Origin of the sequence: Propionibacterium freudenreichii subsp. freudenreichii, from assembly GCF_000940845.1 — a bacterium.
Taxonomy (GTDB): Bacteria; Actinomycetota; Actinomycetes; order Propionibacteriales; family Propionibacteriaceae; genus Propionibacterium; species Propionibacterium freudenreichii.
On sequence record NZ_CP010341.1, the window covers coordinates 1,426,714 to 1,451,130 of the forward strand.

At 67.5% G+C, this 24,417-nt stretch carries 22 protein-coding genes; 9 read left to right on the top strand and 13 right to left on the bottom strand.

Translation table 11 applies throughout. From position 1 onward, the window contains the following. Positions 1 to 39: 39 nt before the first annotated feature. From RM25_RS06090 to RM25_RS06110, 5 genes are read right to left on the bottom strand one after another with little or no spacing between them, the layout of a single operon-like run. Entirely contained in the window at positions 40 to 792 is a 753-nt protein-coding gene (locus tag RM25_RS06090; protein ID WP_013160846.1) for a YggS family pyridoxal phosphate-dependent enzyme, read from the bottom strand. Then, entirely contained in the window at positions 789 to 1,763 is a 975-nt protein-coding gene (locus RM25_RS06095) for a VWA domain-containing protein (RefSeq protein ID WP_044636191.1), read from the bottom strand. The genes RM25_RS06090 and RM25_RS06095 overlap by 4 nt, the downstream gene beginning before the upstream one ends. Further along, the gene (locus RM25_RS06100) at positions 1,754 to 2,728 is read right to left on the bottom strand and encodes a VWA domain-containing protein (RefSeq protein ID WP_013160844.1); all 975 of its coding nucleotides are present in this window, start codon (positions 2,726 to 2,728) and stop codon (positions 1,754 to 1,756) included. The genes RM25_RS06095 and RM25_RS06100 overlap by 10 nt, the downstream gene beginning before the upstream one ends. Next, positions 2,728 to 3,729, bottom strand: coding sequence for a DUF58 domain-containing protein (locus RM25_RS06105; protein WP_044636748.1), 1,002 nt, complete (start codon positions 3,727 to 3,729; stop codon positions 2,728 to 2,730). The genes RM25_RS06100 and RM25_RS06105 overlap by 1 nt, the downstream gene beginning before the upstream one ends. Before the next feature lie 59 nt (positions 3,730 to 3,788). Continuing rightward, on the bottom strand, positions 3,789 to 4,817 hold the full coding sequence (locus tag RM25_RS06110) for an AAA family ATPase (RefSeq protein WP_036940738.1): 1,029 nt from the start codon (positions 4,815 to 4,817) through the stop codon (positions 3,789 to 3,791). A gap of 334 nt (positions 4,818 to 5,151) precedes the next feature. Between RM25_RS06110 and RM25_RS06115 the strand changes: the two genes are divergently transcribed. Together RM25_RS06115 and RM25_RS06120 are read left to right on the top strand one after the other, a co-directional pair. Further along, positions 5,152 to 6,012, top strand: a complete 861-nt coding sequence (locus RM25_RS06115) for a hypothetical protein (protein WP_036940741.1) — start codon at positions 5,152 to 5,154, stop codon at positions 6,010 to 6,012. A gap of 7 nt (positions 6,013 to 6,019) precedes the next feature. Then, complete coding sequence (locus RM25_RS06120; protein ID WP_044636192.1) at positions 6,020 to 6,862, top strand: HAD family hydrolase; 843 nt, start codon at positions 6,020 to 6,022, stop codon at positions 6,860 to 6,862. A 20-nt stretch (positions 6,863 to 6,882) separates the two neighbouring features. Here RM25_RS06120 and RM25_RS06125 read toward each other — a convergent pair whose 3' ends face one another. Then, positions 6,883 to 8,313, bottom strand: coding sequence for a dihydrolipoyl dehydrogenase family protein (locus RM25_RS06125; RefSeq protein WP_044636193.1), 1,431 nt, complete (start codon positions 8,311 to 8,313; stop codon positions 6,883 to 6,885). A 408-nt stretch (positions 8,314 to 8,721) separates the two neighbouring features. On the opposite strand from RM25_RS06125, the gene RM25_RS06130 reads away from it, so the two are divergent. Continuing rightward, on the top strand, positions 8,722 to 9,363 hold the full coding sequence (locus RM25_RS06130; RefSeq protein ID WP_013160838.1) for a DUF2284 domain-containing protein: 642 nt from the start codon (positions 8,722 to 8,724) through the stop codon (positions 9,361 to 9,363). 7 nt (positions 9,364 to 9,370) lie between these two features. Beyond that, positions 9,371 to 10,129: an ABC transporter permease gene (locus RM25_RS06135; protein WP_257009007.1), complete on the top strand. Its 759-nt coding sequence runs from the start codon at positions 9,371 to 9,373 to the stop codon at positions 10,127 to 10,129. Positions 10,130 to 10,145: 16 nt separating this feature from the next. On the opposite strand, the gene RM25_RS06140 is transcribed toward RM25_RS06135, so the two are convergent. The 6 genes from RM25_RS06140 to RM25_RS06165 form a co-directional block, all read right to left on the bottom strand. After that, positions 10,146 to 11,231 carry an HD domain-containing protein gene (locus RM25_RS06140; RefSeq protein WP_044636750.1) on the bottom strand — a complete coding sequence of 362 codons (1,086 nt, stop codon included), beginning with the start codon at positions 11,229 to 11,231 and terminating at the stop codon, positions 10,146 to 10,148. Positions 11,232 to 11,341: 110 nt separating this feature from the next. Beyond that, on the bottom strand, positions 11,342 to 12,529 hold the full coding sequence (gene dusB / locus RM25_RS06145; RefSeq protein WP_370695563.1) for a tRNA dihydrouridine synthase DusB: 1,188 nt from the start codon (positions 12,527 to 12,529) through the stop codon (positions 11,342 to 11,344). A 76-nt stretch (positions 12,530 to 12,605) separates the two neighbouring features. Next, on the bottom strand, positions 12,606 to 13,364 hold the full coding sequence (locus tag RM25_RS06150) for a succinate dehydrogenase/fumarate reductase iron-sulfur subunit (RefSeq protein ID WP_036940752.1): 759 nt from the start codon (positions 13,362 to 13,364) through the stop codon (positions 12,606 to 12,608). Next, positions 13,361 to 15,394, bottom strand: a complete 2,034-nt coding sequence (locus RM25_RS06155; RefSeq protein WP_414102639.1) for a fumarate reductase/succinate dehydrogenase flavoprotein subunit — start codon at positions 15,392 to 15,394, stop codon at positions 13,361 to 13,363. The genes RM25_RS06150 and RM25_RS06155 overlap by 4 nt, the downstream gene beginning before the upstream one ends. A gap of 47 nt (positions 15,395 to 15,441) precedes the next feature. Next, positions 15,442 to 16,197: a succinate dehydrogenase cytochrome b subunit gene (locus tag RM25_RS06160; RefSeq protein ID WP_013160832.1), complete on the bottom strand. Its 756-nt coding sequence runs from the start codon at positions 16,195 to 16,197 to the stop codon at positions 15,442 to 15,444. A gap of 247 nt (positions 16,198 to 16,444) precedes the next feature. After that, complete coding sequence (locus RM25_RS06165) at positions 16,445 to 17,197, bottom strand: NUDIX hydrolase (protein WP_036940754.1); 753 nt, start codon at positions 17,195 to 17,197, stop codon at positions 16,445 to 16,447. A gap of 66 nt (positions 17,198 to 17,263) precedes the next feature. On the opposite strand from RM25_RS06165, the gene nadA reads away from it, so the two are divergent. Genes nadA through nadC form a run of 3 tightly spaced genes read left to right on the top strand, consistent with a single transcriptional unit; the run spans position 17,264 to position 20,840 of the window. Continuing rightward, a complete protein-coding gene (nadA, locus tag RM25_RS06170) occupies positions 17,264 to 18,244 on the top strand; it encodes a quinolinate synthase NadA (protein ID WP_013160830.1) in 981 nt (326 codons plus the stop codon). A 2-nt stretch (positions 18,245 to 18,246) separates the two neighbouring features. Next, positions 18,247 to 19,923: an L-aspartate oxidase gene (gene nadB, locus RM25_RS06175; protein ID WP_230579870.1), complete on the top strand. Its 1,677-nt coding sequence runs from the start codon at positions 18,247 to 18,249 to the stop codon at positions 19,921 to 19,923. Then, positions 19,920 to 20,840, top strand: a complete 921-nt coding sequence (gene nadC, locus RM25_RS06180) for a carboxylating nicotinate-nucleotide diphosphorylase (RefSeq protein WP_013160828.1) — start codon at positions 19,920 to 19,922, stop codon at positions 20,838 to 20,840. Before nadB ends, nadC begins: the two co-directional genes overlap by 4 nt. A 124-nt stretch (positions 20,841 to 20,964) precedes the next feature. Here the strand turns inward: nadC and RM25_RS06185 are convergent, their stop codons facing one another. Continuing rightward, on the bottom strand, positions 20,965 to 22,353 hold the full coding sequence (locus RM25_RS06185) for a glycine--tRNA ligase (RefSeq protein WP_013160827.1): 1,389 nt from the start codon (positions 22,351 to 22,353) through the stop codon (positions 20,965 to 20,967). A gap of 232 nt (positions 22,354 to 22,585) precedes the next feature. Between RM25_RS06185 and RM25_RS06190 the strand changes: the two genes are divergently transcribed. Together RM25_RS06190 and RM25_RS06195 are read left to right on the top strand one after the other, a co-directional pair. Continuing rightward, the gene (locus RM25_RS06190) at positions 22,586 to 23,533 is read left to right on the top strand and encodes a metal ABC transporter substrate-binding protein (RefSeq protein ID WP_013160826.1); all 948 of its coding nucleotides are present in this window, start codon (positions 22,586 to 22,588) and stop codon (positions 23,531 to 23,533) included. Positions 23,534 to 23,627: 94 nt separating this feature from the next. Then, a complete protein-coding gene (locus tag RM25_RS06195) occupies positions 23,628 to 24,416 on the top strand; it encodes a metal ABC transporter ATP-binding protein (RefSeq protein ID WP_013160825.1) in 789 nt (262 codons plus the stop codon). The last annotated feature ends 1 nt before the right edge of the window (position 24,417 follow it).

A 24,417-nucleotide genomic window follows, 5' to 3' on the forward strand; every position in this document is an offset into this window, starting at 1 on the left:
CGCGGAGGTTCCCGGGCCACAGCGCCCGGGCCCGGCTGCTCAGGCCGGGGTGCCGTAGTCGCGCGGACCGAACAGGGCCGTACCCACCCGCACGGTGGTGGCGCCATGCTCAATGGCCAACGGATAGTCGCCACTCATCCCCATGGACAGCTCGGCCCAGTCGGAGCCGAGCACCCCGTCGTCGCGCAGTCGTGACTGCAGGGCGACCAGGCGGTCGAAGCATGCCGCGACCCGTTCCCGGTCGGGGCTGTTCACCGCCACCGTCATGAGCCCCGCCACGGTGAGGGCATCGAAGTCAGCAAGCGCCCGGCAGAAGTCCTGGGCATCGTCGACGTCGATCCCGTGCTTGGCGGCCTCCCCCGAGGTATTCACCTCGACGAGGACCCTCAGGCCCCTGCCCAGGGTGTTCAGGCGTCGGTCAAGGCGCCCTGCCAGCTTCAGCGAATCCAGCGCCTGGAACTCGTCGATGAGCCCGGCCACCGCGTTGACCTTGTTCGACTGGAGGTGCCCGATGAGGGCAAAGCCGAAATCGTCGTCAGGGCGCAATTCATCGGTCTTCGCGACGATCTCCTGCACATGGTTCTCGCCGAATAACCGATGCGGGACATGCCCGGCCTGGCGCTCCAGCGCGCCGTTCACCTGCCGGACCGCCTCGATCGGATGTGTCTTGCTCACCGGGAGCAGCCGCACCCGGGCGGGGTCACGCCCCGCCCGTTCGCAGGCGTCGGTCACCCCGGCGAGTACTCCGCGAACGCGCTCGTCGACACCAATGCTGTGTTCGTTGTCCATCATGGCCACCTCGCTGCCTGTGATATCACGCCCACCGCGGCCAGCACCGCGAAGATCAGCGCAATCCCTGCGAACCGGTCGGTCACCTCGTGGTACTCCTCGACGTAGCCGATCTGGCGGGAAATGGTCTGGTAGACCGCCTGGAGGTTCTTCATACTGTCAGCCGAATACTTCTTGCCGCCCGACAGCTTCGCCACCTGCGACAGTTCGGCGTGGTTCACCGCCACCGTCTGGCGTTGCCCGTTCTCCACGACATAGCCCGTCGAGGTGCCGTAGGCGATGGTGTAGATCGGCACGTTCTTCTTCTTGGCCTCCGTGGCGGCGTCGGCGGAGTCGCGTCCCATATTGGTGGCGCCGTCCGACAGCAGGACGATCGCACCCGGCGCCGGATCGTCGGGATGGTCGGGATCCTGGGGCGCGAGCTTCTCCAGCACGTCCAGGGACGTGTAGATGCCCTCACCGATGGCCGTCGAGGGGGCGAGCTGGATCGCATCGATGGCGGCCTTGAGCTGGGTGCGATCGGTGGTCGGGGGCATCTTGACATTGGCGGTGCCGGCGAAGGTCACCAGCGCCACGTTGAAGGCCGAGGGCAGCGAATCCACGAAGTCCTTGGCCCCCGACTTGGCGGCATCGAGCCTGTTCGGGGTGACGTCGGTGGCCTCCATCGAGCGCGACACGTCAATGGTGACCACGATGGTCGCCCGCTCCCGGGGGACCTGCGTCATCGCCTGCGGACGGGCATAGGCCACCACCAGGGAGGCGAGGGACAACACCGAGGCCAGCACCGACAGGTGGCGCTTCAGCGCCGCGTCACGCGGCAGCACCCTGCGCAGGATCGAGTTGGTACTGCCACCGGAGGTGGCGCGGCGACGGGCCGCGAGCACCAGGTACAGCAGGGCGATCGCCACCGGAACGGCGAGCCACCACAGCCGGTCGGGGTTCATGAAGCTCATCAAGGGTGTCATCACGGCCACCTGGTTGCCATTGAGACGGCGCCCAGGGCCGCCACCACGCCGAATGCCAGGGAGTAGAGCGCCCACTGGGCGGTGACCTCCGTGTGGGCCGTCTCATAGCCGACGTCGGAGGTCAGGGTCTTGTACACATCGTCCAGCTGCGAGGCGCTCGCGGCGTCCAGGGCCTTGCCTGAACTCGCGTCGGCGATCCTCTTCAACATGTCGGTGTCGGGGGCCACGTTGAAGCGCTGGCCATCAAGGTCGACATAGCCGTTCTGGGTGCCGAACGCGATGGTGTAGATCGGCACATTCTGCTGCTTGGCCTTGTCGGCCGAGGCCACCGGGTCGCCGCCACCGGTCTCGCTGCCGTCGGACAGGAGCACCATCAGGCCGGGGGCCTGCTTGCCGTCGTCACCGGCGGGCGCCTGCTTCAGGGCCTCCAGGCCCACGTCGATGGACGATGCGATCGCCGTGCCGTCGGCCAGCTCAAGGGTCTTGATGCCCTGGTTCACCGGCGCCCGGTCGGTGGTGGGCGGCACCAGGGTGTTCGGATGGCCGGACAGGGTGACCACGGAGACGTTGTACTGCGCCGGCAGGGCGGCCACGAACTTCGTCGCGGCATCCTTCTCGGCGGCCAGGCGCGACGGGCTGACGTCAGTGGCCATCATCGATTGGGAGATGTCGAGCACGAGCACGATGGTGGCGCGTTCGCGGGGCACCTTGACGTCGCCCACCGGCACCGCCCAGGCCCCCGTGATCGCAGCCAGCGAGCACAGCGCCATGGCGACGGCGACATGTCGGCGCCACTGACGCCGGTTCGGCACGACGGCACCCACGATGCCGGTATTCGTGTAGCGGATGCCGCGTCGCTTGCGCAGTTGCAGCACGACGATGTAGGCGATGACGAGCAGCGGGATCACCACCAGGGCCCAGAGCCGGGCCGGCTGCTCGAACTGCCACCACAAGAACTTCGTCACATTGTCCATCAGATGCCCACCCCCTTGGGTGGCTGCGAGATCACGGCCGCGGTGCGGCGGTAGGTGAGCACGAACCGGGCGATGTCGGCAACCCAGTCGCGGTCGGTCCGCAACACGACATGGCCCGCTCCCGCGCGTCGGATCGCCGCGGCCGTCCTCGCCCGTTGGGCGGCGGAGGCGGCATTGATCGCCTGGCGGGTACGGGACTGGTCGGTATCGACGAACTGGGAGAAGTCGGTCTCCGGGTCGCGGATGAGCAGCTCCCCCATGTCGGGGAAGTCGATCTCCGCCGCGTCGAGCACCTGCACGCACACCACCTGGTTGCGTACGGTGAGCCGGCGCAGCGGACGCTCCCAGGCCGGGGGGACAGTGGGGTCGACCTCGGCGTCGCCGGGGGTGAGGAAGTCGGACACCACGATGCGCATGCCCCGCCGCTGTTGGGCGCGGCTGAGCGCCTCGATGCCGGCGGCGAGCTCGACGCTTCCGCCACTGCGGTCCGGCTCGATGGGATCGGCCAGCATGCGACGCAGCAGCCCGTAGAGCGCATTGCGTCCCGACCGTGCCTGCAGCCGGGTGACGCCGTCGTTGTGCATGATCATGCCGCCGAAGCGGTCGCCCATCTTCTGGCTGATGAAGCCGAAGGTGGCGATGGCGGCGATTCCGAGGTCGCGCTTGGTCATGCCGCCGGTGCCCCAGTTCATGGACGGGGTGGCGTCGAGGAGGGCCCACACCTCAAGCTCACGATCGGCGATCGTGTCGCGCACATGCGGCACGGTGGTGCGGGCGGTGACCGCCCAGTCCATCCGCCGCACGTCATCCTGACCGGGTACGTAGACCCTGGCATCGTGCAGATCCGAGCCCGGGCCCGGGAGGAAGCCCAGGTGGTCGCCCTGCAGGTAGCCGTCCAGTCGCCGCACGATCGTGAGTTCCAGGCGGCGCAACGCCGCCTCGGGCGCGAGTCCACGCAGGCTCAGCGTCGGCCCCGACGGCTCGCGGAGCACCGACAGCACGGCCGCGGTGTCAGCGTGTCCCTTCGGCTGCTTCGGGGGGCGGAAGTCCGGGGCCGGGGTCACGACGCCGCGCGCCCACTGCCCGCTTGTGCGGAGGCCGGCGGCTGCTGGCCCTTGTTCCAGACCGGCGTCGGTGCAGGCACCATCGCCAGGACCCGCTCGACGACCTGCGCCGGGGTCACATTGTCGGCGATCGCGTCGAAGGTGAGCGCGACGCGGTGGGACATCACGTCCAGGGCAACGGCCTGCACATCGGTGGGCAGGACATAGTCGCGGCCATGGATCAGGGCCAGCGCGCGGGCCGAGGCCACCAGCCCGAGGGTGGCACGTGACGAGCAGCCGATCTGGATCACTGGTGCGAGGTCAGGCATGTTGAACTCGCTGGGATTGCGGGTGGCGAGCACCAGCCGCACCACATACTCGGCGATCAGGTTGTGCACGAAGACATTGGCGGCCTGATCCTGCAGGCTCCTGGTCAGGTCGGGGTCCAGCACCTGGGTTGCCGTCGGAGCCGTCACCGACATGCGTCGCAGGATCTCAAGTTCCTCGCTGCCCTTGGGATAGGGCACGTCCACCTTGAGCAGGAAGCGGTCCCGCTGGGCCTCCGGCAGCGGGTAGACGCCCTCCGACTCGATCGGGTTCTCGGTGGCGATCACGATGAACGGATTGGGCACCGGATAGGTCTTCCCGGCGATGGACACCTGCTTCTCGGCCATCAGCTCGAGCATTGCCGACTGCACCTTGGCGGGGGCACGGTTGATCTCGTCGGCCAGCACGAAGTTCGTGAACACCGGCCCGAGCTCCACGTCGAAGCTCTCCTTGGACGCTGAATAGACCCGGGTGCCGACGATGTCGGAGGGCACCAGGTCGGGGGTGAACTGGATGCGCGCGAAGGTTCCACCGACGACGGTGGCGAAGGTGCGGACCGCCAGCGTCTTCGCCGTGCCGGGGACGCCCTCCAGCAGGATGTGTCCCTTGGCGAGCAGGCCGACCATCAGCTGCTCGACCATGTGTTCCTGACCCACGATGACGCGCTGCACTTGGCTGATTGCCTCGCCGAGCTTGTGTGCTGCGTCGGCGGTTGACATCGGATGCCCGCTGTCACTACTCACTCGATACTCCTGAGGGGTCGTCGGAACGCCGGGTGGTAAGCCAGCGTCGGTGGCCACCATACCGTGCGGTGGTGACGAATCCGGGCGTGCAGATGGCCCTCGAAACAATTGTGGACAACCCACAGCACGCGCACAGTGCGATGCCATCCGGGACACCGCCACGACCCCCGGCGGGCAGGCGCTGACAGCAATTGCACAGTGGTTCAGCTTCGGTCGCCCACCAGATTGTGGTGAGATGGCGGGGATGTCGGACGAAGAGAGCACAGCCGGGCCCGGAGGCGCAGCCACACCCTCCGCAGGGCGCCCGTCGGTGAACGCCTTTCCCCTGTTGCCCACTGATCCGCCCCGCATCGGTCGATGGTGGCTGGACGCGCGACTGGTTGCGCGTCCCAGTGGCGTGGCCTTCCTCGCCCACGCCGACGGTCAGGCGTCCACGATGCTGATCCTGCTGTCCCGGGGCGCGGCCGGCGACGCGGCGGCCCGTGACCGACTGGCCGGCGAGATCAATCGGATGAGCGAGGAGACCGTGATCGCCCGCGGTGGCCAGGGCCAGGACCAGGGTCGGCTGGCCCACCTGTTCGTGAGCCAGGCCGATGATCCGGTGGGTCCCGGGCATGCCGCCACGGCGCCGTGGACGGTGCTTGCCTGGGATGATTCGGACAATGCCCTGCGCGAGGCCGATCGGCTGTTGCGGTCCGTGGACCTGTCCGGCAGCCCCGAGCTCGGCACGCCCTCCGGCCCGGCATTCTCGCTGCCATGGATCGGGCACTCCACGCCCGGCAACTGGCGGCTGTGGCCCCCCAGCTGGCCCGACCGCAAGGACCGTACGGGGTGGGTGCCCATGTTGGCCAGCTGGTTGCTCATGATCCTCGCCGCGACATTGGCACTGCTCATTGCCGTCCTCATCTTCCAGAACCCCCCGCCCGGTGGTGGCGGAGGCGGCGGTGCGTCCGGTTCGGGCAGCGCCTCGGGCACGGGCAGCGCCTCAAGCAGTGAGGGTTCGGGCACCGAGCCCTCAAGTGGCTCGCCCAGTGGTTCCGGAAGTGGTTCGGGTTCCCCGTCCTCGTCGGGCGGACAGGGCTCACCCACGAAGACCCCGTCGATGAACGCGCCCGGACAGGGCAGTGCCACCACCACCCAGAGCGCCACCCCGCAGCAATCGCGACTGTGAGGTCACCATGACAGGAACTGTTCCCCACGAGGACATCCGGCTGATCGCCACCGACCTGGACGGCACATTCCTGGGCGCCGGGGGTCGACTGGTCGCTCGCAATGTCGAGGCGGTGCGTGCCGCCGCTGCGCAGGGCATCACCATCGTGGTGGCCACCGGTCGCCCGTACCGGTGGACCGATGTGATCGACCCGCTGGCCGACATCCATCCCCTGCTGCTGTCGAGCAACGGCGCCGTCATCGCCGATCCCGCCACGGGACGCGTCCTGCACCACTGGCCGATTGACCCGGCCGACGGATTGGCCTTCGGCGCCGCGCTCGTCAGGCGCGTCCCGGACGCGGGCTTCGCCGTGGAGTTCGCGTCGCACGGTTGGGGGGCGGATGCCCGCTATGTGGCGGCCCATCCGGAGGGCGAACCCGACCTGGTGGCGCCCCTGGCCGATCTGATGGCCTTCGATGACGTCGTCAAGCTGCTGGCGCTGTCGCCCAGCACGCATACCGAGGCCCTGGCCGCGGCGGCGGTGGAGCCGGCCGCCGGGCGGGTCGATCCCACCTTCTCCTTCGTGCGCGATGAGGGGCTGGTGGAGTGCAGCGCGCCCGGCGTCAGCAAGGCCTCCGCGTTGAAGGTGGTCATGGCCGAGCGTGGCATCGACTCCGGTCAGGCCATGGCCTTCGGGGACATGCCCAACGACCTGCCCATGCTGCGTCTGGTTGGCCATCCCTATGTGATGGCCAACGGCCACCGGATCATGCTCGAGGCCGGCTTCCCGATTGCCGGCTACTCCGACGACGGCGCAATGGGGGCCGTCATCGACCGCATGCTGCACATCGCCGGGCCACGGCGTCCGTGACCCGGCGACCGCGGCTGGCCTCAGTGCAGGACTTCCTCGGGTAGTGCCTCGATGAGGCGCAGCCACAGCTCGCTTGCCGTGGGATACGACGGCACGGCATGGCGCAACAGCGGGATGGGTGTCGCCGCGACGACGGCAATGGTCGCGCCGTGGATGAGCTCCCCCACCTCGGGCCCCACGAAGGTCGCCCCCACCATGACCCTGCGTGCCCGGTCGATCACGAGATTTGCGCGTCCGACCAGGTCATCACGCAGCAACGAGGCACCTGCCACCGTGTTGTAGTCGACGGCCGTCACGGCCACGTCGATCCCGGCCGCGCGCGCCTGGGCCTCGGTGAGTCCGGTGTGGGCGAGCTGGGGTTCGGTGAAGATCACCTGGGGCACCGGCACCGACTCCGGCACCGCGTCGGGGGTCCTCCCTGCCGCACGCGCCGCGATGCGTTCGCCGATGACGCGGGCCTGGTACTTGCCCATGTGGGTCAGCAGGGCCCCACCACTCGCGTCACCCACTGCGTAGAGCCACTCGGGGGTGCTTCCACCGGTGATGTCCTGTGCACTCAGACCGACGGCGTCCAACCCCAGGTTGCCCAATTCCGGCCTGCGCCCCGTGGCCACCAGCAATTCATCGGCGACCAGTTCAGGACCCGACCCATCAGCCAGGTGAAGGGTGACCGGCCCGCCGTGGATGTGGCCCAGCCCCGTGTCCTGTGGATCGGCCCTGGTGCATGAGCTGACGTTCGCACCGGTGATGACCTCGATCCCCTGCCGGCGCAGGCCCTCGGCAATGAGTTCGCGGGCGAAGGGCTCTTGCTTCGGCAGCAGGGAACCTCCCCTCACGAGCATGGTCACCTGCGATCCCAGGGCACGCATCCAGGTGGCCGCCTCGCAGGCCACGACACCGCCGCCGATGATCGCCAGGTGCCCGGGGACCTCCACGACGCCGGTTGCGTCCCGCGAACCCCACGCCCGGATCCCCTGGTAGACCGCGGGGACCACCGGTTCACTGCCGGTGGCGATCACCACGGCCTGGCGCGCCCGCAGGACGACGGGTTCGGCTCCGTCGACCTGCACGAGCCGGTCCCCGATGAGGCGGCCGGCACCGCGCACGACATCGAGCCCCACCCCCTGCGCCCAGGACACCTGCCCGGCATCGCGATAGTGGGATACCCAGTGATCACGGCGCTTGAGCAGTTGTTCATTGGACAGGCGTTCGGGCTCCAGCCCGTGCATGTGGTCGGCCTGATTGGCGATCTCGAGGGGCACCAGGAGGGCCTTGCTGGGCATGCAGGCGTAATAGGAACATTCGCCGCCCACCAATTCGGCCTCCACCAGTACGGCGGTGAGCCCCGAGTGCTGCGTGGCGTACTGGGCCACGTTCTCGCCGGCAGGGCCGGCTCCGATCACGACGACGTCGTAGTCACGCGTTTCCGGTTGTACTGAGTTCGCGTCCATTTCGCCATGTTGTCACAGCTGACAGTGTCACAGCCGACAGCGCCACAACTGACCGAGCGGCGGGACGCTGCAGAGCGGGGACCGCACGGCCGGCACCGGCACCACAGCGGCAACGCGATACCCCGGCATGCGGTGTGATGGACATCTGCGGTGTGCCACGACCCGGGGGGAAGGCGACGGCCCCACCATAGCTATCTGCGACATCCTCGCGGAGGCCATGGTAGGGCCGTGCACGCGCGGGCCCGCCAGCCTTGCGGCCGGGGCCACTGTTCCCTCCCAGGGGTGTCGAGGGAACCACGCAGCTCAATAATTGCATCATTCGTGGCCAAATAACAGTGCAGCGTTAGGTTTTTTCCTGTCGTTTTGCCATGGGGGCATTACGCCCTGCTCGCGACCTATCCTGTGGTCATGCTCAGCTACGCCGTGCACGAACATCACCGCTGCGTCCCGGTGGATGACTACACCCGCGACTTCGTGGATGTGCCGCGCTTTGTGGAGTTCTGCAGGGCCTGCCCGCAGCATGATCAGACGTGGGCCTGTCCCGAGTTCGACTTTGACCCCCGCGATGTCTGGGCGCGTTACAGCTGGATCCACCTGATTGCCTTCTCGATGGACTTCGACCCCGACCAGCGCCGCACGGGGTGGGAGCGCGACGAGCTCACCCGCGAGGTGATGGACACCTTCCATCGCGAGAAGAAGCGCGCCCTGCGCACCATGATCAGGCTGCGCAATCGCGTTCCCGGTTCGCAGGTGCTCGGCGCGGGCTCCTGCGAGCTGTGTCGGGTCTGTACCCGTCAGCAGGGTCGGCCCTGCCGCTTGCCGCAGTTGTTGGTGCACTCGATGGAATCGATGGGCGCCGATGTGGAGGCGACCTCCCGCGAACTGTTCGACCATCCCATTGAATGGAGCGATGGCACGAGCCTTCCCGACAGCTATGTGATCGTGATGGGCCTGGTCTGCAATCAGCCCGACCTGCCGCCCGACGCATGGGGCACCCCACGCCATGGCGTGGCGGCGCGGCCAAGCGCCCGGGCTGTGAAAGCGCAATAGTAGAGCTGTGTCCGTCAACCCCAGCTGGCAACTACTCGCCGCACTGATCCTCATGGTGGCGATGTCCGTGGTCGCCTCCCGGATCGGCCATTTCAAGATGGGACGGGGCATGGCCTGGGCGGCCGTGCGGGCGGCGATCCAGCTGTTCGTGGTGTCGGCCATCATCGTGGCCGCCATTGCCCACCTGTGGAGCTCCGCACTGTTCGTCGGGGCAATGTTCGCCATCGCCGTGTGGACGACGACCGGCCGGGTGGGCACCCGCAATGCGTGGGCATGGTCGGCGCTGGCCATGGCCAGCGGGGTCATTCCGCTGCTCATCATCGTCTTCGCCACCGGCACCGCGCCCCTCAACGGGTATTCCCTGGTGCCCATCGGGAGCATCTTCGTCGGCAACATGATGACCGGCCATACGCTCAACGGCCGGCGCGTCTTCCCGGCGCTGCGCGACAACATCGCGACCTACGAGGCGGTCCTGTCGATCGGGCTGCCCCGCTCGAACGCCATCGGGATGGTGCTGGAGCCGATCACCGGTGAGGCCATCGTCCCCGCCCTGGACAGCACGCGCACCGTGGGCCTGGTGACCCTGCCGGGGGCATTCATCGGAGTGCTGCTGGGTGGTGGTTCGGCCCTTCAGGCCGGCGCGGCCCAGCTCCTGGTGCTCGTCGGCATCGTGGCCGGGCAAGCCGTCACGGTCATGGTGATGAACGCCTTCATCCGCCGTGCATTGCTGCTCCCCCGCGATCTCAGGGACAGGCTGCGTCCCTGATCACGCACCGGATCGTTCAGTCCGCACCGTGGCCGACACCCTGCGGCAACCGGCCGCGCTGCCAGCCCAACAGCTGCTCCGCCTGATCGAAGGCGAAGCGGTCGGTCATGCCGGCCACATAGGTGACCACCCCGAGCATCGGGTCGTCCGGGTCACGATGGTCCGGCGGCAACCGATCCTGGTGGGAGAAGTAGAACGACACCAGTTCCTGCAGCACCCTGATCATGGTGTGCGACTGGGCCAGCGATTCGGGACGGGTGTAGATGTGCTCGTAGTTGAACCGGCGCAGCGCCGCCAGGGCGTCTGCGGTGGACGTGTCCATGCCGATCGCCCCGGTGCGACACGACGTGGTCACCACTGCCCCGATCAGGGCGTCGAGCTGCTGGGAGAGCCGCACCCCCAGGGCCTCGTGCACGGTGCCGGGAACCTGATCAGCCCGGATGATGCCGGCATGGATGGCGTCCTCCAGGTCGTGGGCGCAATAGGCGATGCGATCGGCCCAGCTGACGATCTCGCCCTCGATCGTGGCCGGGGCGGGGCGTGACCATGAATGGTTCGCGATGCCGTCAAGGGTCTCGTGGCACAGGTTGAGGTCGGCCAGGGCGACGTGCGCCCCCCAGGGTCCGTGGTCGAAACCCTCCGGCAGGAAGACGTCGAAGGCCTCCTCGGAGGCATGGCCCCCGGGTCCATGACCGCAGTCATGGCCCAGCGCGATCGCCTCGGCGAGGGTGACGTTCGCCCCCACCCCACGGGCAATCGATGTGGCCACCTGGGCCACCTCGATCGCGTGGGTGAGGCGCGTGCGCTGGTGGTCGGTGGGATAGACGACCACCTGGGTCTTGCCCGCCAACCGCCTGAAGGCGGTGGAGTGGATGATGCGGTCCTTGTCGCGCTCGAAGCAGGTGCGCAATGCGTCGGGTGCCTCGGTGCGGTCCCGGTTCCCCGCGCCGTGGGCGAGCGTCGCCCCCTGACGCAGGGTGGCGGCCTCCCGCTGCTCACGGGTGATCCGGTCGATGACCTCGCCCGGCCGTATCGATGCATGGCTGTCGCGATGTGGACGCACCACCTCGTCGCCGCCCAGCTCGTGCTCATGCCCGGCCATGGTGAGCGCCCACTGCCGGGTGCGTTTCGTCACGTCGAGGTCGTGCACATTGTCAGTCACGCCTCCAGTATGGCCGCCGCCACTGACATCAAGCGGGCGCCGCGGACTGCTCAGCCGCCCGATACGGCCAACTCGGCGTCCGACAGGTCCAGGTCGAGGCCGCCCCGGTCGTCGAGCCAGCCGTAGGGCATGACCACCTTGTGGCGTGGCGTGCCCTGACGACCGCGGGGCCGACCAAGTTCCCGTGTGGGGTAGGGACAGTCTGCCCCCGCCTTGTCGAGAAGGCGGGCCAGCAACGCGTCGAGCGCCTCGAAGCTGTCGATCAGCCCCAGGCTGTGACGCAGTTCCCCGCCCACGGGGAATCCCTTGAAATACCAGCTCATGTGCTTGCGGAGGTCCGTGAGGCCGTGCTTGACGCCCATCTGGCGCACCAGCAGCTCCCCGTGCCGACGCACGATCGCGGCCACCTCGCCAAGGGTCGGCAGGGTCTGGACCTGCTGGCCGTGCATGGCCGCCGCCAGGTCGCGGAACAGCCACGGACGCCCCAGGCAGCCGCGTCCGATCTCGACTCCGGCGCATCCGGTGCGCGCCATCATCTCGAGCGCATCGGAGGGTTCCCAGATGTCGCCATTGCCGAGCACCGGGATGTCCACGGCCGCCACGAGTTCGCCGATGCGGTCCCAGTGGGCATGGCCCGCGTAGGCCTCTGCCACCGTGCGCCCGTGCAGGCAGATCGCCGCGGCGCCCTCCTCCTGGGCGATGCGTCCCACATCGAGGAAGGTGGTGTGGTCGTCATCAATGCCCACCCGCGTCTTGACGGTGAGGGGCACGCCGTGGGCGTCGGCGGCACGCACGGACTGCCGGATGATCTCGCGAATGAGGTCCAGCTTCCAGGGCAGTACGCCGCCACCACCCTTCCGGGTGACCTTCGGGACCGGGCAGCCGAAGTTGAGGTCCACATGGTCGGCCCGGTAGTGGGTGCACAGCTCATCGATGGCCCGGGCCAGCACGCGGGGATTGGTTCCATAGGTCTGCACGCTGCGGTGCGGCTCATCGTCGAAGAAGGTGAGCATGGAGTCGGTCTTCACATTGCCGACCACCAGCCCACGGCTCGTGATCATCTCGCACACGCACAATCCCGCACCCTGCTCGTAGCACAGCGTGCGGTAGGCGGCGTTGGTCACCCCCGCCATGGGTGCCAGGACCACCGGGGTGTCGATCTGGACCACCCCGCCGGAGGGAGACACGAGTGTCAGCGGTTGAATCTGGGCCACCGCGCCATAGTAGGCGCTCCGCACGCGCCCCCGGGACGGACAAGGGGCTGTCCGGCCGCGTGGTGCGACCGGACAGCCCCTTGTGGGAACTGCGTCCTGATCAGTTGTCCTGCGAGTGGCGCCCGCGGAACACGGAACGCCAGCGCTCCTTGTTCACGGTGGCGATCGCGGTCAGCGGGATGCCGGCCGGGCAGGAGATGGCGCACTCGCCGTACAGCGAGCAGGGACCGAAGTCCTCATCGAGCTCTGCCACCATGCGACGCGCCCTCGAGCTGCGCTGCTCCTTGCCCTGGGGCATCTTCGCCAGATGCGCCAGCTTGGCGCCGGCGAACAGCATCGCCGAACCATTCGGGCAGGCGGCCACGCAGGCTCCGCAGCCGATGCAGCTGGCGAAGTCGAGCGCGAGCTCGGCCACCTGGTGCGGCTGGGGGCTGGTGTCGGCGTCCGGAGCGGTGCCGGTCATCACGTTGACGGTGCCGCCGGCCTGGATGAGCTCATCCAGGGCGGTGCGGTCGATCGCCAGGTCGCGGATCACCGGGAACGCATTGGAGCGGAAGGGCTCCAACTTGAAGTGCGTCACCTCGGGGAAGGCGCGCAGGTGCTGGCGACAGGCCGGCGTATTGGCCAGCGGACCGTGGGGCTTCCCATTGACCAGGAAGCCACAGCACCCACACACGCCCTCACGACAATCAGACTCGAAGACGACGGGCTCGCCGCCCTGTTCGATGATCTGGTCGTTGAGTCGATCGAGCAACTCAAGGATGCTCATCTCGGGCTCAGCGTCGTTGACGACGTAGTTTTCGAACTCACCCTTGGCGCGAGGACCTGCCTGGCGCCAGATATCCAATGTGACCTTCATCGGTAATCCCTCACCTGCAGATCGATCAGCGAGAATTCCAGGGGCTCGCTGTGACGGACATGAACCCCATCGGGGCGGGTCTCCCAGGCCGAGACGGCGCACCAATCGGCGTCGTTGCGCTTGGCCTCTCCCTCGGGAGTGGCGTACTCGGTACGGAAGTGGGCACCGGCCGACTCGCGGCGGTCCAGGGCGTCGAGGATCATGACCTCGGCGAGCTCGATGAAGTCGGCCACGCGGCCGGCCTTCTCGAGTTCCTGGTTGAGCCGGTGGTCGTCGCCGACGACCTTGACGTCGTTCCAGTACTCCTTGCGCAGTGCCCGCACCTCGGCGAGGCCCTTGGTCAGGCCCGCCTCGTCACGGCTCACGCCACAGTAGGCGTAGAGGATGTCGCCAAGCTTGCGATGGAACCACTCGGGACGATGCGTGCCCTTGCTGGTGAGGAAGGCATTGATGCGATCCTGCACCCGGCCCAGGGCATCCTTGACGGCCGGATCCTGCACGGCCAGCGGCGGCTTGCCGACATAGTCGGCGAGGTAGTTCGGCACCGACAGCGGCAGGGTGAACCAGCCATCCACGGAGGCGGACAACAGGGAGTTGGCACCCAGGCGGTTCGCACCGTGGTAGTTGTTCGATGCCTCTCCGCCGACGAACAGACCGGGCAGGTTGCTCATCTGGTCGTAGTCGACCCACAGGCCACCCATCGAGAAGTGGGCACCCGGTGCGATGCGCATGGGCACCTCATAGGGGTTCTCACCGGTGGCGTCGAGGTACATGTCGAACAGGTTGCCGTAGCGCTCGGCGATGGTCTCCTTGCCGAGACGCTTGATGGCGTCGCGGAAGTCGAGGTACACCGAGTTGTGCAGCGGCCCCACGCCGTGCCCGCTGTCAATCTGCGTGCGGGCGTTGCGGCTGGCGACGTCACGGGGCGTCAGGTTGCCGAATGCCGGGTACTTGCGCTCCAGGTAGTAGTCGCGCTCGTTCTCGGGGATGTCATTGGCCGGGCGATCGTCGCCGGCCTTCTTCGGCACCCAGATGCGTCCGTCATTGCGCAGGGACTCACTCATCAGCGTGGTCTTCGACTGCCAGTGTGAACTGACCGGAAGCGCCGTGGGGTGGAACTGCAGGAAGCACGGGCTCGCGAAGTACGCGCCCTGCTTGTGCGCACGCCAGGTGGCGGTTGCATTCGAGTTCTTGGCCAGCGTGGACCAGTGGTAGACCGAGCCGTAGCCGCCGGTGCACAGCACCACGACATGGGCCGTCCAGGCCTTGATCTCGCCGGTCAGCAGATCGCGGGTGACGATGCCCTGGGCACGGCCGTCCTTGACGATCAGGTCAAGCATCTCGGTGCGGTTGTGCATCTTCACGGTGCCGGCGTCGATCTGCTCCTGGAGCGCCTGGGAACAGGCGATCTCCATCTGCTGGCCGGTCTCGCCGCGCGTGTAATAGGTACGCGAGACCTGCACGCCACCGAAGGAACGGGTGGCGAGCTGACCGCCGTATTCACGGGCGAAGGGGGCACCGATCGCGTACATGTGGTCGATGACACGCACCGACTCCGTACCAAGGCGCACCACGTCGGCCTCACGGCCCCGGTAGTCGCCGCCCTTAACGGTGTCCTTGACGAAGCGCTTCAGCGTGTCACCGTCGACCTTGCGGGCACGAGCGGCGTTGATGCCGCCCTGCGCCGCCACGGAGTGGGCGCGACGCGGCGAATCATGGAAACAGAAGCAGTCGACGTCATAGCCGAGCTGGCCGAAGCTGGCCGCGAAGCCCGCACCGGACAGGCCGGAGCCCACGACGATGACCTTCATCTTGCGACGGTTGGCCGGGTTGACCAGTCGGTAGTCGTCCTGACGGTGCTCCCAGGTGTGGAGCACATCGCCGGCGGGGACGTGCCCGTCGATCTCGGCACCGACCTCATAGCCGGCGGCCTTCTGGGCCGGGCCCAGGTGGTCGCGGGCGGCCTCACCGGTCAGGTGCGAGGCCGGACGGTGCGCACTGGCACGGGCAGGCTTCGGGGCTGACGGGATCGATGCAGCCTTGCCGGCCGCACCGGAGAAGAGATTCTTGATGATATTCACGAGATCACTCCAGCGAGGATGAGCATGGGGAGTGCACCGTTGGCCACGACGATGGCCAGCGCAATGAGGAGCCCGATGAGGAACCAGACCTTGCGAAGACGGGGGCCGGTGCCACCGAAGTCATTGATCGTGTTCCAGGCACCCTGGCCGATATGGCATCCGATGATCACCATGATCACGGAGTAGAAGATCGCCATCCAGGGACGGGACAGGCTGGCCACGAGGTTCTCGTAGGCATGGATCTGGACCTGGTCGCCACCGAGGTGGACGGCAGGCTGGTAGTACTGCGAGGACAGTCCGGCGCCGATCGTGAGATCGAGCAGGTGGACCACCACGAAGACCAGGATCAGCAGGCCCGACAGGATCATCGTGCGAGCGAAGAAGGACTTGGGCTTGGCGCCGTAACGACCGAACTTGCCACGAGCCTTACGGCCACGCAGCCAGACGGTAATGCCGGCCCAGACGTGCAGCACCAGGCAGGCTGACAGCACCAGGCGGAAGATCCACAGACCACCCTCATAGGGCAGCAGCGGATACAGCAGGGTGCGCAGGAAGCGGGCGTAGGCGTCGTAATCTTCAGGGCCCATAAAAGCCTTGAGATTTCCGACCATGTGCACAAAGACGAACAGGGCGAAGATCGTTCCAGTCACCGCCATGGTGACCTTCAGAGTCACATTGGACGGACGTTGCTTCAGCTTGTGACGCGTTACAACGTCCCCTTGCCCTCCTGATGTCGTCAGACCGACACTCATGAGGAACTCCAATCCGAGGGTTAATTGGTCCTACCATATGCCCCATGGCGCTCCGGGGCCCACTTGGGTGGGGGGTTCGGACCGGTTTGCCTCATACCTGGGGCCCTTGTTCGTCACCCCACGGTGCGCAATGGAGCAGCTGTGGGCCGAACCCGGGCAGTGGCCCGCGGGATATGGACGGGCGTCCACCGCACGCCCGGGGGCAAAGGCGTTTTCCCAGAACCCGCCCGGCGCGGGATTCGTGGCGCTATCGGGTCGCTTTCCCCTCGCCCGCCGCTTGCCCCGGTAATGGTGTTTCCGCGGGCCGCAGGGTGGCAAAGGGATCGGTGACTTCGTAGGCGGCTTCGACGAACCGATAGGTGCGGGCAGGGCGTCCCCCACCCGACCCAGAGCGGCGACGGCGTCCGGTGGGCGCGATCTGGCCGCGACGCGTCAGCACCCGTCCCAGATTGGTGACGTCGACGTCGTGGCCCAGCACCCCCACATAGACATCGCGCAGCTCCTTGAGGGTGAACTCATCGGGCGCCAGGGCAAAGGCGATGTTGGTGTAGGACATCTTGCTGCGCAGCCTCCTGATGCCGGCCTGCACCACTGCGGCATGGTCGAAGGCCATCGGCGGGAGCGCACGCGTGTCGAGCCATTCGGCCGCACCCCCCGGCACCGGTCCGCTCTGCCCCAACAACACCAGGTAGGCGCTCGCGATCGTGCGCTCAAAGGGATCGCGCCCCGGATCGGAGAAGGTCGCCAGCTGTTCGGAATAGCGGATGCTCGTGAGGTCGAGGCGCGCCGCAAGATGGCGCTGCACGGCCTGATCCATGGTCTCCCCCGCGTTCACGGGGCCGCTCGGCAGCGCCCAGTCGTCCTTGAAGGGGGCCCGGTGGCGTCGCCACGCCATCACCTCGAGGCGGGCGCCCGGCTGCGCAAGCGCGCGGAAGACGACGGCCAGCACCTCGTGGCGGAACCTGGCGACCGGCGGCTGATCCGGCGCTTGTGTCGTCATGGGGCCATGCTAACGTTCGGTTCAGTTTTCGACTCTCGAACGATAACCAAGTTGAGGAAGTCTCCCATGACCGACACCGCCATCAGCCAGGACCTGTGGGCCGACGAGATCCATGACCTCGCGCGCAGCCGGGACGCCGTGATCCTGGCCCACAACTACCAATCACCGCAGATCCAGGACGTGGCCGACCACGTGGGTGATTCGCTCGCCCTGTCCCGCATCGCCGCCGAGGCAACCGCTTCGACCATCGTCTTCGCCGGGGTCCACTTCATGGCCGAGACGGCCAAGCTGCTCTCCCCCGACAAGACCGTGCTGATCCCCGACGCCAACGCCGGCTGCTCGCTGGCCGATTCCATCACCGCCGAACAGCTGCGGGCCTGGAAGGCGGAGCATCCCGGTGCCGTGGTGGTCAGCTATGTCAACACGACCGCCGAGGTCAAGGCGGAGACCGACATCTGTTGCACCTCGTCCAATGCGGTCGAGGTCGTGGCGTCGATCCCCGAGGACCGCGAGATCCTGTTTTGCCCCGACCAGTTCCTGGGCGCGCACGTGCGACGCCAAACGGGCCGCGAGAACATCCACGTCTGGCTTGGCGAATGCCATGTGCATGCCGGCATCTCCCCCGATGAGCTCATCGCCAGGGTGCACGACCACGCCGACGCCGAACTGTTCGTGCATCCCGAGTGCGGCTGCACCACCACGGCGCTGTGGTTGGCCGGCCGCGGTGACCTGCCCGCCGGGCGGACCAAGGTGCTGTCCACCGGCGGAATGCTCGATGCCGCACGCACCACCCAGGCCCCCGAGGTGCTGGTCGCCACCGAGGTGCACATGCTGCACCAACTGCGCCAGGCCAACCCGCAGGCGACCTTCACGCCGGTGAACCCCCGCGCAACATGCCCCTATATGGACATGATCACCCCCCAGAAGCTGCTCGACTGCCTGCGCGGGGGCCACGACGAAGTGACGATTGACCCGGCGATCGCCGAGCGGGCCCGGGCCAGCGTCGAGCGAATGATCTCCATCGGGAACGCGGGACGGGGCGAATGACGATGGGCACGTCCACACAGGGCGCCGAATTGGCGCACGGCACACCGGCCTGGCATGACGACGCCACAGTGGTCGTCGTCGGGTCCGGAGCGGCGGGCCTGATGGCAGCGGTCGAGCTGGCCGGCGCCGGCGTCGACACGATGGTGCTGTCCCGCGGCCGGGTCACCGACTCCAGCACCGATTGGGCACAGGGCGGGTTGGCGGCCGTGTGGTCCGACCAGGACTCCCCCGATCTGCACGTGAGTGACACCCTGACCGCCGGGGCGGGCCTGTGCGCCGAGGATTCGGTGCGCATCCTGGTCAACGAGGCGCCCGCGGCGCTGCGTCGCCTGATCGAGCTGGGTGCCGTCTTCGACAAGGACCGGACCGGGGGCATTGACCTGCACCTCGAGGGGGGACACCATGCCCGCCGGATCCTGCATGCGGGCGGGGACCAGTCGGGCCACGAGGTGGAGCGCACGCTCGTGCAGTGCGTGGCCGATGCCGTGGACGGCCCGCTGTCGGTGCGCGAAGGCGTGCGCGCCGTCGACCTCCTGGTGGACGCGCAGGGCCGCTGCAACGGCGTCCGTGCGCTCGACGCACAGGGCAGGCTCGGGGAGGTGCGGGCCGCCTCGGTGATCCTGGCGACCGGCGGGATCGGCCAGCTGTGGACCACCTCGACCAATCCACCGGTTGCCACCGGGGACGGGCTCGCCATGGCATGGCGTGCCGGTGCAGTGCTCAGCGACCTGGAATTCATGCAATTCCATCCCACGATCCTCGTGGTGCCGGCCGATCACCGCATTCCCGGCGATCGCGGCGTGCTCATCTCGGAGGCCGTGCGTGGGGAGGGGGCATTCCTGATCGACCACCGGGGCACGCGGGTGATGGCGGGGCTGCATCCACTGGCCGACCTCGCCCCGCGCGACGTCGTCTCGGCAGCCGAACATGCGCACATGGCACGCACCGGCGAGCGGAACCTCTTCCTCGATGCCACCGCCTTCGGCGCGCAGGCCTGGGAGCACAAGTTCCCCTCCATCCTGGCGATGTGTCGCGAGCGCGGGGTCGATCCGGTCACCGAGCCCATCCCGGTGCGACCGGGCGCGCACTACCACTGTGGTGGGGTGCGTGCCGACATGGACGGTCGCACCAGCATCGAGGGGCTGTTCGCCATCGGGGAGGTCGCCTGCACGGGCGTGCAGGGAGCCAACCGCCTGGCCTCCAACTCGCTCACCGAGGGGCTGACCATGGGACGTCGGGTCGCCCGGCTGATCGCCACCGGTAAGGGCGTTCCCACCGGGCCCGCATCGGGGGGTGACGCCGCGCGCCGGCAACTTCCCCCACAGGATCCGGCGCTGTTCGACGCGGTGCGACGCACGATGACTGCCGCGGGCAGCGTATTGCGCGACGCCCGAGGCCTTGACAATGCGCGCCGGGCCCTTGCCGACCGCGCCACACCGGCCGGGACCCTCACCAACGCCACGCTCGACGCGACAAACGCCGCCCAGGTGGCCGAACTGCTGCTGGCGGCCGCGGCACTGCGTCGCGAATCACGCGGCAGTCATCGCCGCTCCGACTTCACCGAACGCTCCGCACAATGGCAGTGCCACCAGGACTGGAGCCTCGACGCACACGGACTACCCGAGATGACCATCCGGACGATCGGCCACGAACAGGCCCCTGAAAGGAGTGCAGCATGAGTCCCGATGTGGCCGTTGGCCAACAAAGGATCGACCCGGGGGATGTCCCCGGGGCGCTACGCGATGCCGGCCTGGAGCCCGAGGATGTGGGAGCCACGATCGACCGCGCGCTGGACGAGGACCTGGCCTATGGCCCCGATGTGACCACCGAGGCGATCTTCGATCCCGCAGACCGAGCCACCGCCTGGGTGGCGAGCCGTCAGGATGGTTGCCTGGCCGGGTTGCCGGTGGCCGCCGCGGCAATCCATCGCCTGGCCGCCCGGCAGGGCACCACCGCCCGGGTGACCCTGTTGGCCCACGATGGCCAGCGGGTGCATCCCGGCGATCGGGTGTTGCTGATCGAGGCGTCCCTGCGCTGCCTGCTGACCAGCGAACGCACGATGCTGAACCTCCTGGGGCAACTCTCGGGCGTCGCAACCCAGACTGCCCGCTGGGCCGACGCGCTGGCGGGGAGCCGGGCCGTGATCCGTGACACGCGGAAGACCGTGCCGGGACTGCGCACGCTGCAGAAGTACGCAGTGCGCTGCGGCGGCGGGCAGAACCACCGGATGGGACTGGGCGATGCCGCACTGATCAAGGACAACCACGTGGCCGCGGCGGGCCGGATCGCGCAGGCGATCCGGGCCGTGCAGTCGCATGCGCCACAGGTGGCCTGTGAAGTGGAGTGCGACACGCTCGACCAGGTGCGTGAGGCTGTCGGGGCCGGTGCCCACCTGGTGCTGCTGGACAATATGGCCCCCGACGTGATGCGCCGTGCCGTCGCGATCTGCCGGCCGGCCGGTGTCAGGACCGAGGCCAGCGGCGGGCTCCTCCTGGCCGACGCGCCGGCCGTGGCGCCCACCGGCGTCGACTATGTGTCCGTGGGAGCGCTCACCCACTCCAGCCCCGTGCTGGACCTCGGCCTGGACATGGACTGACACGCCCGGACGTCATCGGAGGCGCGCCGTCAGAGATACACGCGTCAAGAGATATGGGGAGGGCCCGTCACAGTTGCCTGTGACGGGCCCTCCCCATATTGGTCAATCGTGCGTAGTGCGTCGATCAGCAGCCGAGCAGGCGGCTGGACAGGTACTCGCTGACACCGCTCAACGGGACGCGCTCCTGGGCCATCGAATCACGCTCGCGGATGGTCACCGCGTCGTCATCGAGGGTGTCGAAGTCAATCGTCACGCAGTAGGGCGTGCCGATCTCGTCCTGACGGCGGTAGCGCTTGCCGATGGCCTGGGCGTCGTCGAAATCGACGTTCCAGTACTGGCGCAGCTCGTCGGCCAGCCCCCGGGCCTTCGGCGACAGCTTCTCGTTGCGCGACAGCGGCAGCACGGCCACCTTCACCGGGGCCAGGCGCGGATCGATCTTGAGCACCGTGCGCTTGTCGACGCCACCCTTGGCGTTGGGGGCCTCGTCCTCGGTGTAGGCGTCGACCATGAAGGCCATGAACGAGCGGGTGAGCCCCGCGGCAGGCTCGATCACATACGGGATGTAGTGCTTGTTCTGGGCCTGGTCGAAGTAGCTCAGGTCGGTGCCGGAGTGCTCGGTGTGGGTCTTCAGGTCGAAGTCGGTGCGGTTGGCGATGCCCTCCAGCTCGCCCCAGTCCGAACCGGCGAAACCGAACTTGTACTCGATGTCAACGGTGCGCTTCGAGTAGTGCGACAGCTTCTCCTTCGGATGCTCGAACAGGCGCAGGTTGTCCTCCTCGATGCCCAGACCCACGTACCAGGCCTTGCGGTGATCGATCCAGTACTGGTGCCATTCCTCATCAGTGCCGGGTTCGACGAAGAACTCCATCTCCATCTGCTCGAACTCGCGGGTGCGGAAGATGAAGTTGCCGGGCGTGATCTCGTTGCGGAAGCTCTTGCCGGTCTGGCCGACGCCGAACGGGGGCTTCATGCGCGTTGAGGTGAGCACATTCTTGAAGTTGATGAAGATGCCCTGGGCGGTCTCGGGACGCAGATAGTGCAGGCCGGCCTCATCGTGGATGGGTCCGAGATAGGTCTCGAGCATCATGTTGAAGTCACGGGGCTCGGTGAACTTGCCGCGCACCCCGCAATTGGGACACGGGATGTCCTCCAGCTTCACGGTGTCCGCGTCGGCAATCCCCTTGCGGAAGGCGTACTCCTCCTGCAACTGGTCGGCACGGAAGCGCTTGTGGCAGTTCTGGCACTCGACCAGGGGATCGTTGAACACGGCAACGTGTCCGGATGCCACCCAGACCTCACGGGGCAGGATGACCGAGGAGTCCAGCCCGACGATGTCGCCGCGGCTGGTGACCATATAGCGCCACCACTGCTTCTTGATGTTCTCCTTGAGCTCCACGCCCAGAGGGCCATAGTCCCATGCCGCCTTGGTGCCGCCGTAGATCTCCCCACAGGGGAAGACGAAGCCGCGCCGCTTGCACAGGTTGATGACCTTGTCGAGTTTGCTCTCTGCCACTGTTGCTCCTCTGGTTGCCCGGGGCGGGCCCCGGTCACGTCCCGATACCTGGCTGGCATCGGATGGACGGCCGCCGGGATTCCGCGGCCGCTTCCCCAATCATGCCCGAGTGCGCCATAATCGGCTCCCGCTCTCAGGGGCGCGGACGGGCCATCGTCCGGCCCCCGCCGGACCGGACTCCTAGTTGAGAACGATTTGCACATGGGAACGACTCTTATCTAGAATCATTCTCATGAACTTCACGCCGCGTACACGGCTCTCGAGATGGGCCGTCGGGCTTGTTCTCGGAGCACTCATCGTCCCACTTGCCGCCTGTTCAACGCCTTCGTCATCCAGTAGCGCGTCGGCCGGCAAGCTCAATGTCGTCACTGCCTTCTATCCCTTCGAATTCGTCAGCCAGCGGGTTGCCGGGGACCATGCCAATGTCAGCTCGCTGACGGCCCCGGGCGCCGAGCCCCATGACCTGGAGCTCACCCCGAAGCAGACCGCGTCCATCGGGGCGGCCGACCTGGTGGTCTACCAGACGGGATTCCAGTCGGCAGTTGACCAGGCGATCAAGCAGAGCACGCCGAAGCATGCCGTGGACGTGGCCAGCATCGTGAGCCTGCAGGCGCCCCAGGGCACCGTCGACCTCGGCGATGGCGACGATGACCAGTACACCAAGGATCCGCACGAATGGCTCGACCCCACCAACGTCGAGACCATCACCAACGCGGTGCGTGACCAGCTCAGCACCATTGACCCGTCCCACAAAGGCGATTACGAGGCGAACGCCGCCAAGCTGGTGGCCGACCTCCAGGGCGTGGACAACAGCTACAAGACCTCGTTGAGCACCTGCACCCAGAAGACCTTCATCACCACCCATGCCGCCTTCGGCTACATGGCGCGACGCTACGGCCTCAACCAGATCGGTATCTCCGGGCTCTCGCCCGACGAGGAGCCCTCGCCGACCCGCATCGCCAAGGTGCAGGACCTGGCCAAGCAGAACAATGTGACCACGATCTTCTACGAGACGCTGATCTCACCGAAGGTGGCCGAGTCGATTGCCGGTGACCTGCACCTGAAGACCGATGTGCTCGATCCGCTGGAGGGCATCACCGACAAGTCCCGTGGCAGCGATTACCTGCAGGTGATGGACTCGAACCTGACGGCCCTGAAGACCGCCAACGGCTGTTCGTGACCCCATCATCCCCATGAGCTGGTGAGCTCGCCTGCACTCCTCCCGCAGGCGGGCTCACTGCGCTGTCCACTACCCGAATCGAGAACGCACACATATGCCCGACAACCAACCCGTGATCTCGTGTGAGGACCTGTCGGTGACCCTCGAGGGCCACCAGATCCTCTTCGATATCGACGCCGAAGTTCATCGCAACGAAACCGTCGCCCTGCTCGGGGCCAACGGCTCCGGCAAGACCACCCTGGTACGCGCCCTGCTGGGGCTCATTCCCATTTCCGGGGGCACCGCCGAACTGTTCGGCACTCCCCTGTCGCAATTCAAGGACTGGAACCGACTTGGCTATGTGCCCCAGCGGGGGCATTCCCAGGTGGCCAATGCCACGGTGCGCGAGGTGGTCGCCACCGGGCGGCTGGCCAATCGCCACTTCTTCTCGCGCATGCACAAGCAGGACCGCGATGCGGTCGACACGGCCCTGCGACGCGTCGAGTTGAGCCATCGTGCCGGTGATCCCCTGTCGGTGCTGTCCGGCGGACAACAGCAGCGCGCACTCATCGCCCGGGCGCTGGCCAGCGAGGCCGAGCTGCTCATCCTGGACGAGCCGCTGGCCGCGCTCGACATCCCCACCCAGGAATCCCTGGCCCGGCTGTTCGAACGCCTGAAGTCTGACGGACTGTCGATGTTGGTGATCCTCCATGAGCTGGGCCCGATGGAGCGGCTCATCGATCGCAGCATCATGATCCAACTGGGCCACAAGATCTACGACGGGCCGCTGATGGCGGGTCCCGCCATTGATTCGGGCCACCACCATCCCGCGCCGATCGGCGCCGACCAGGCCGTCATCAGCGGCCCCGAGATGCGTCGTCCGCACCTGACCAAGGAGGCCTGAG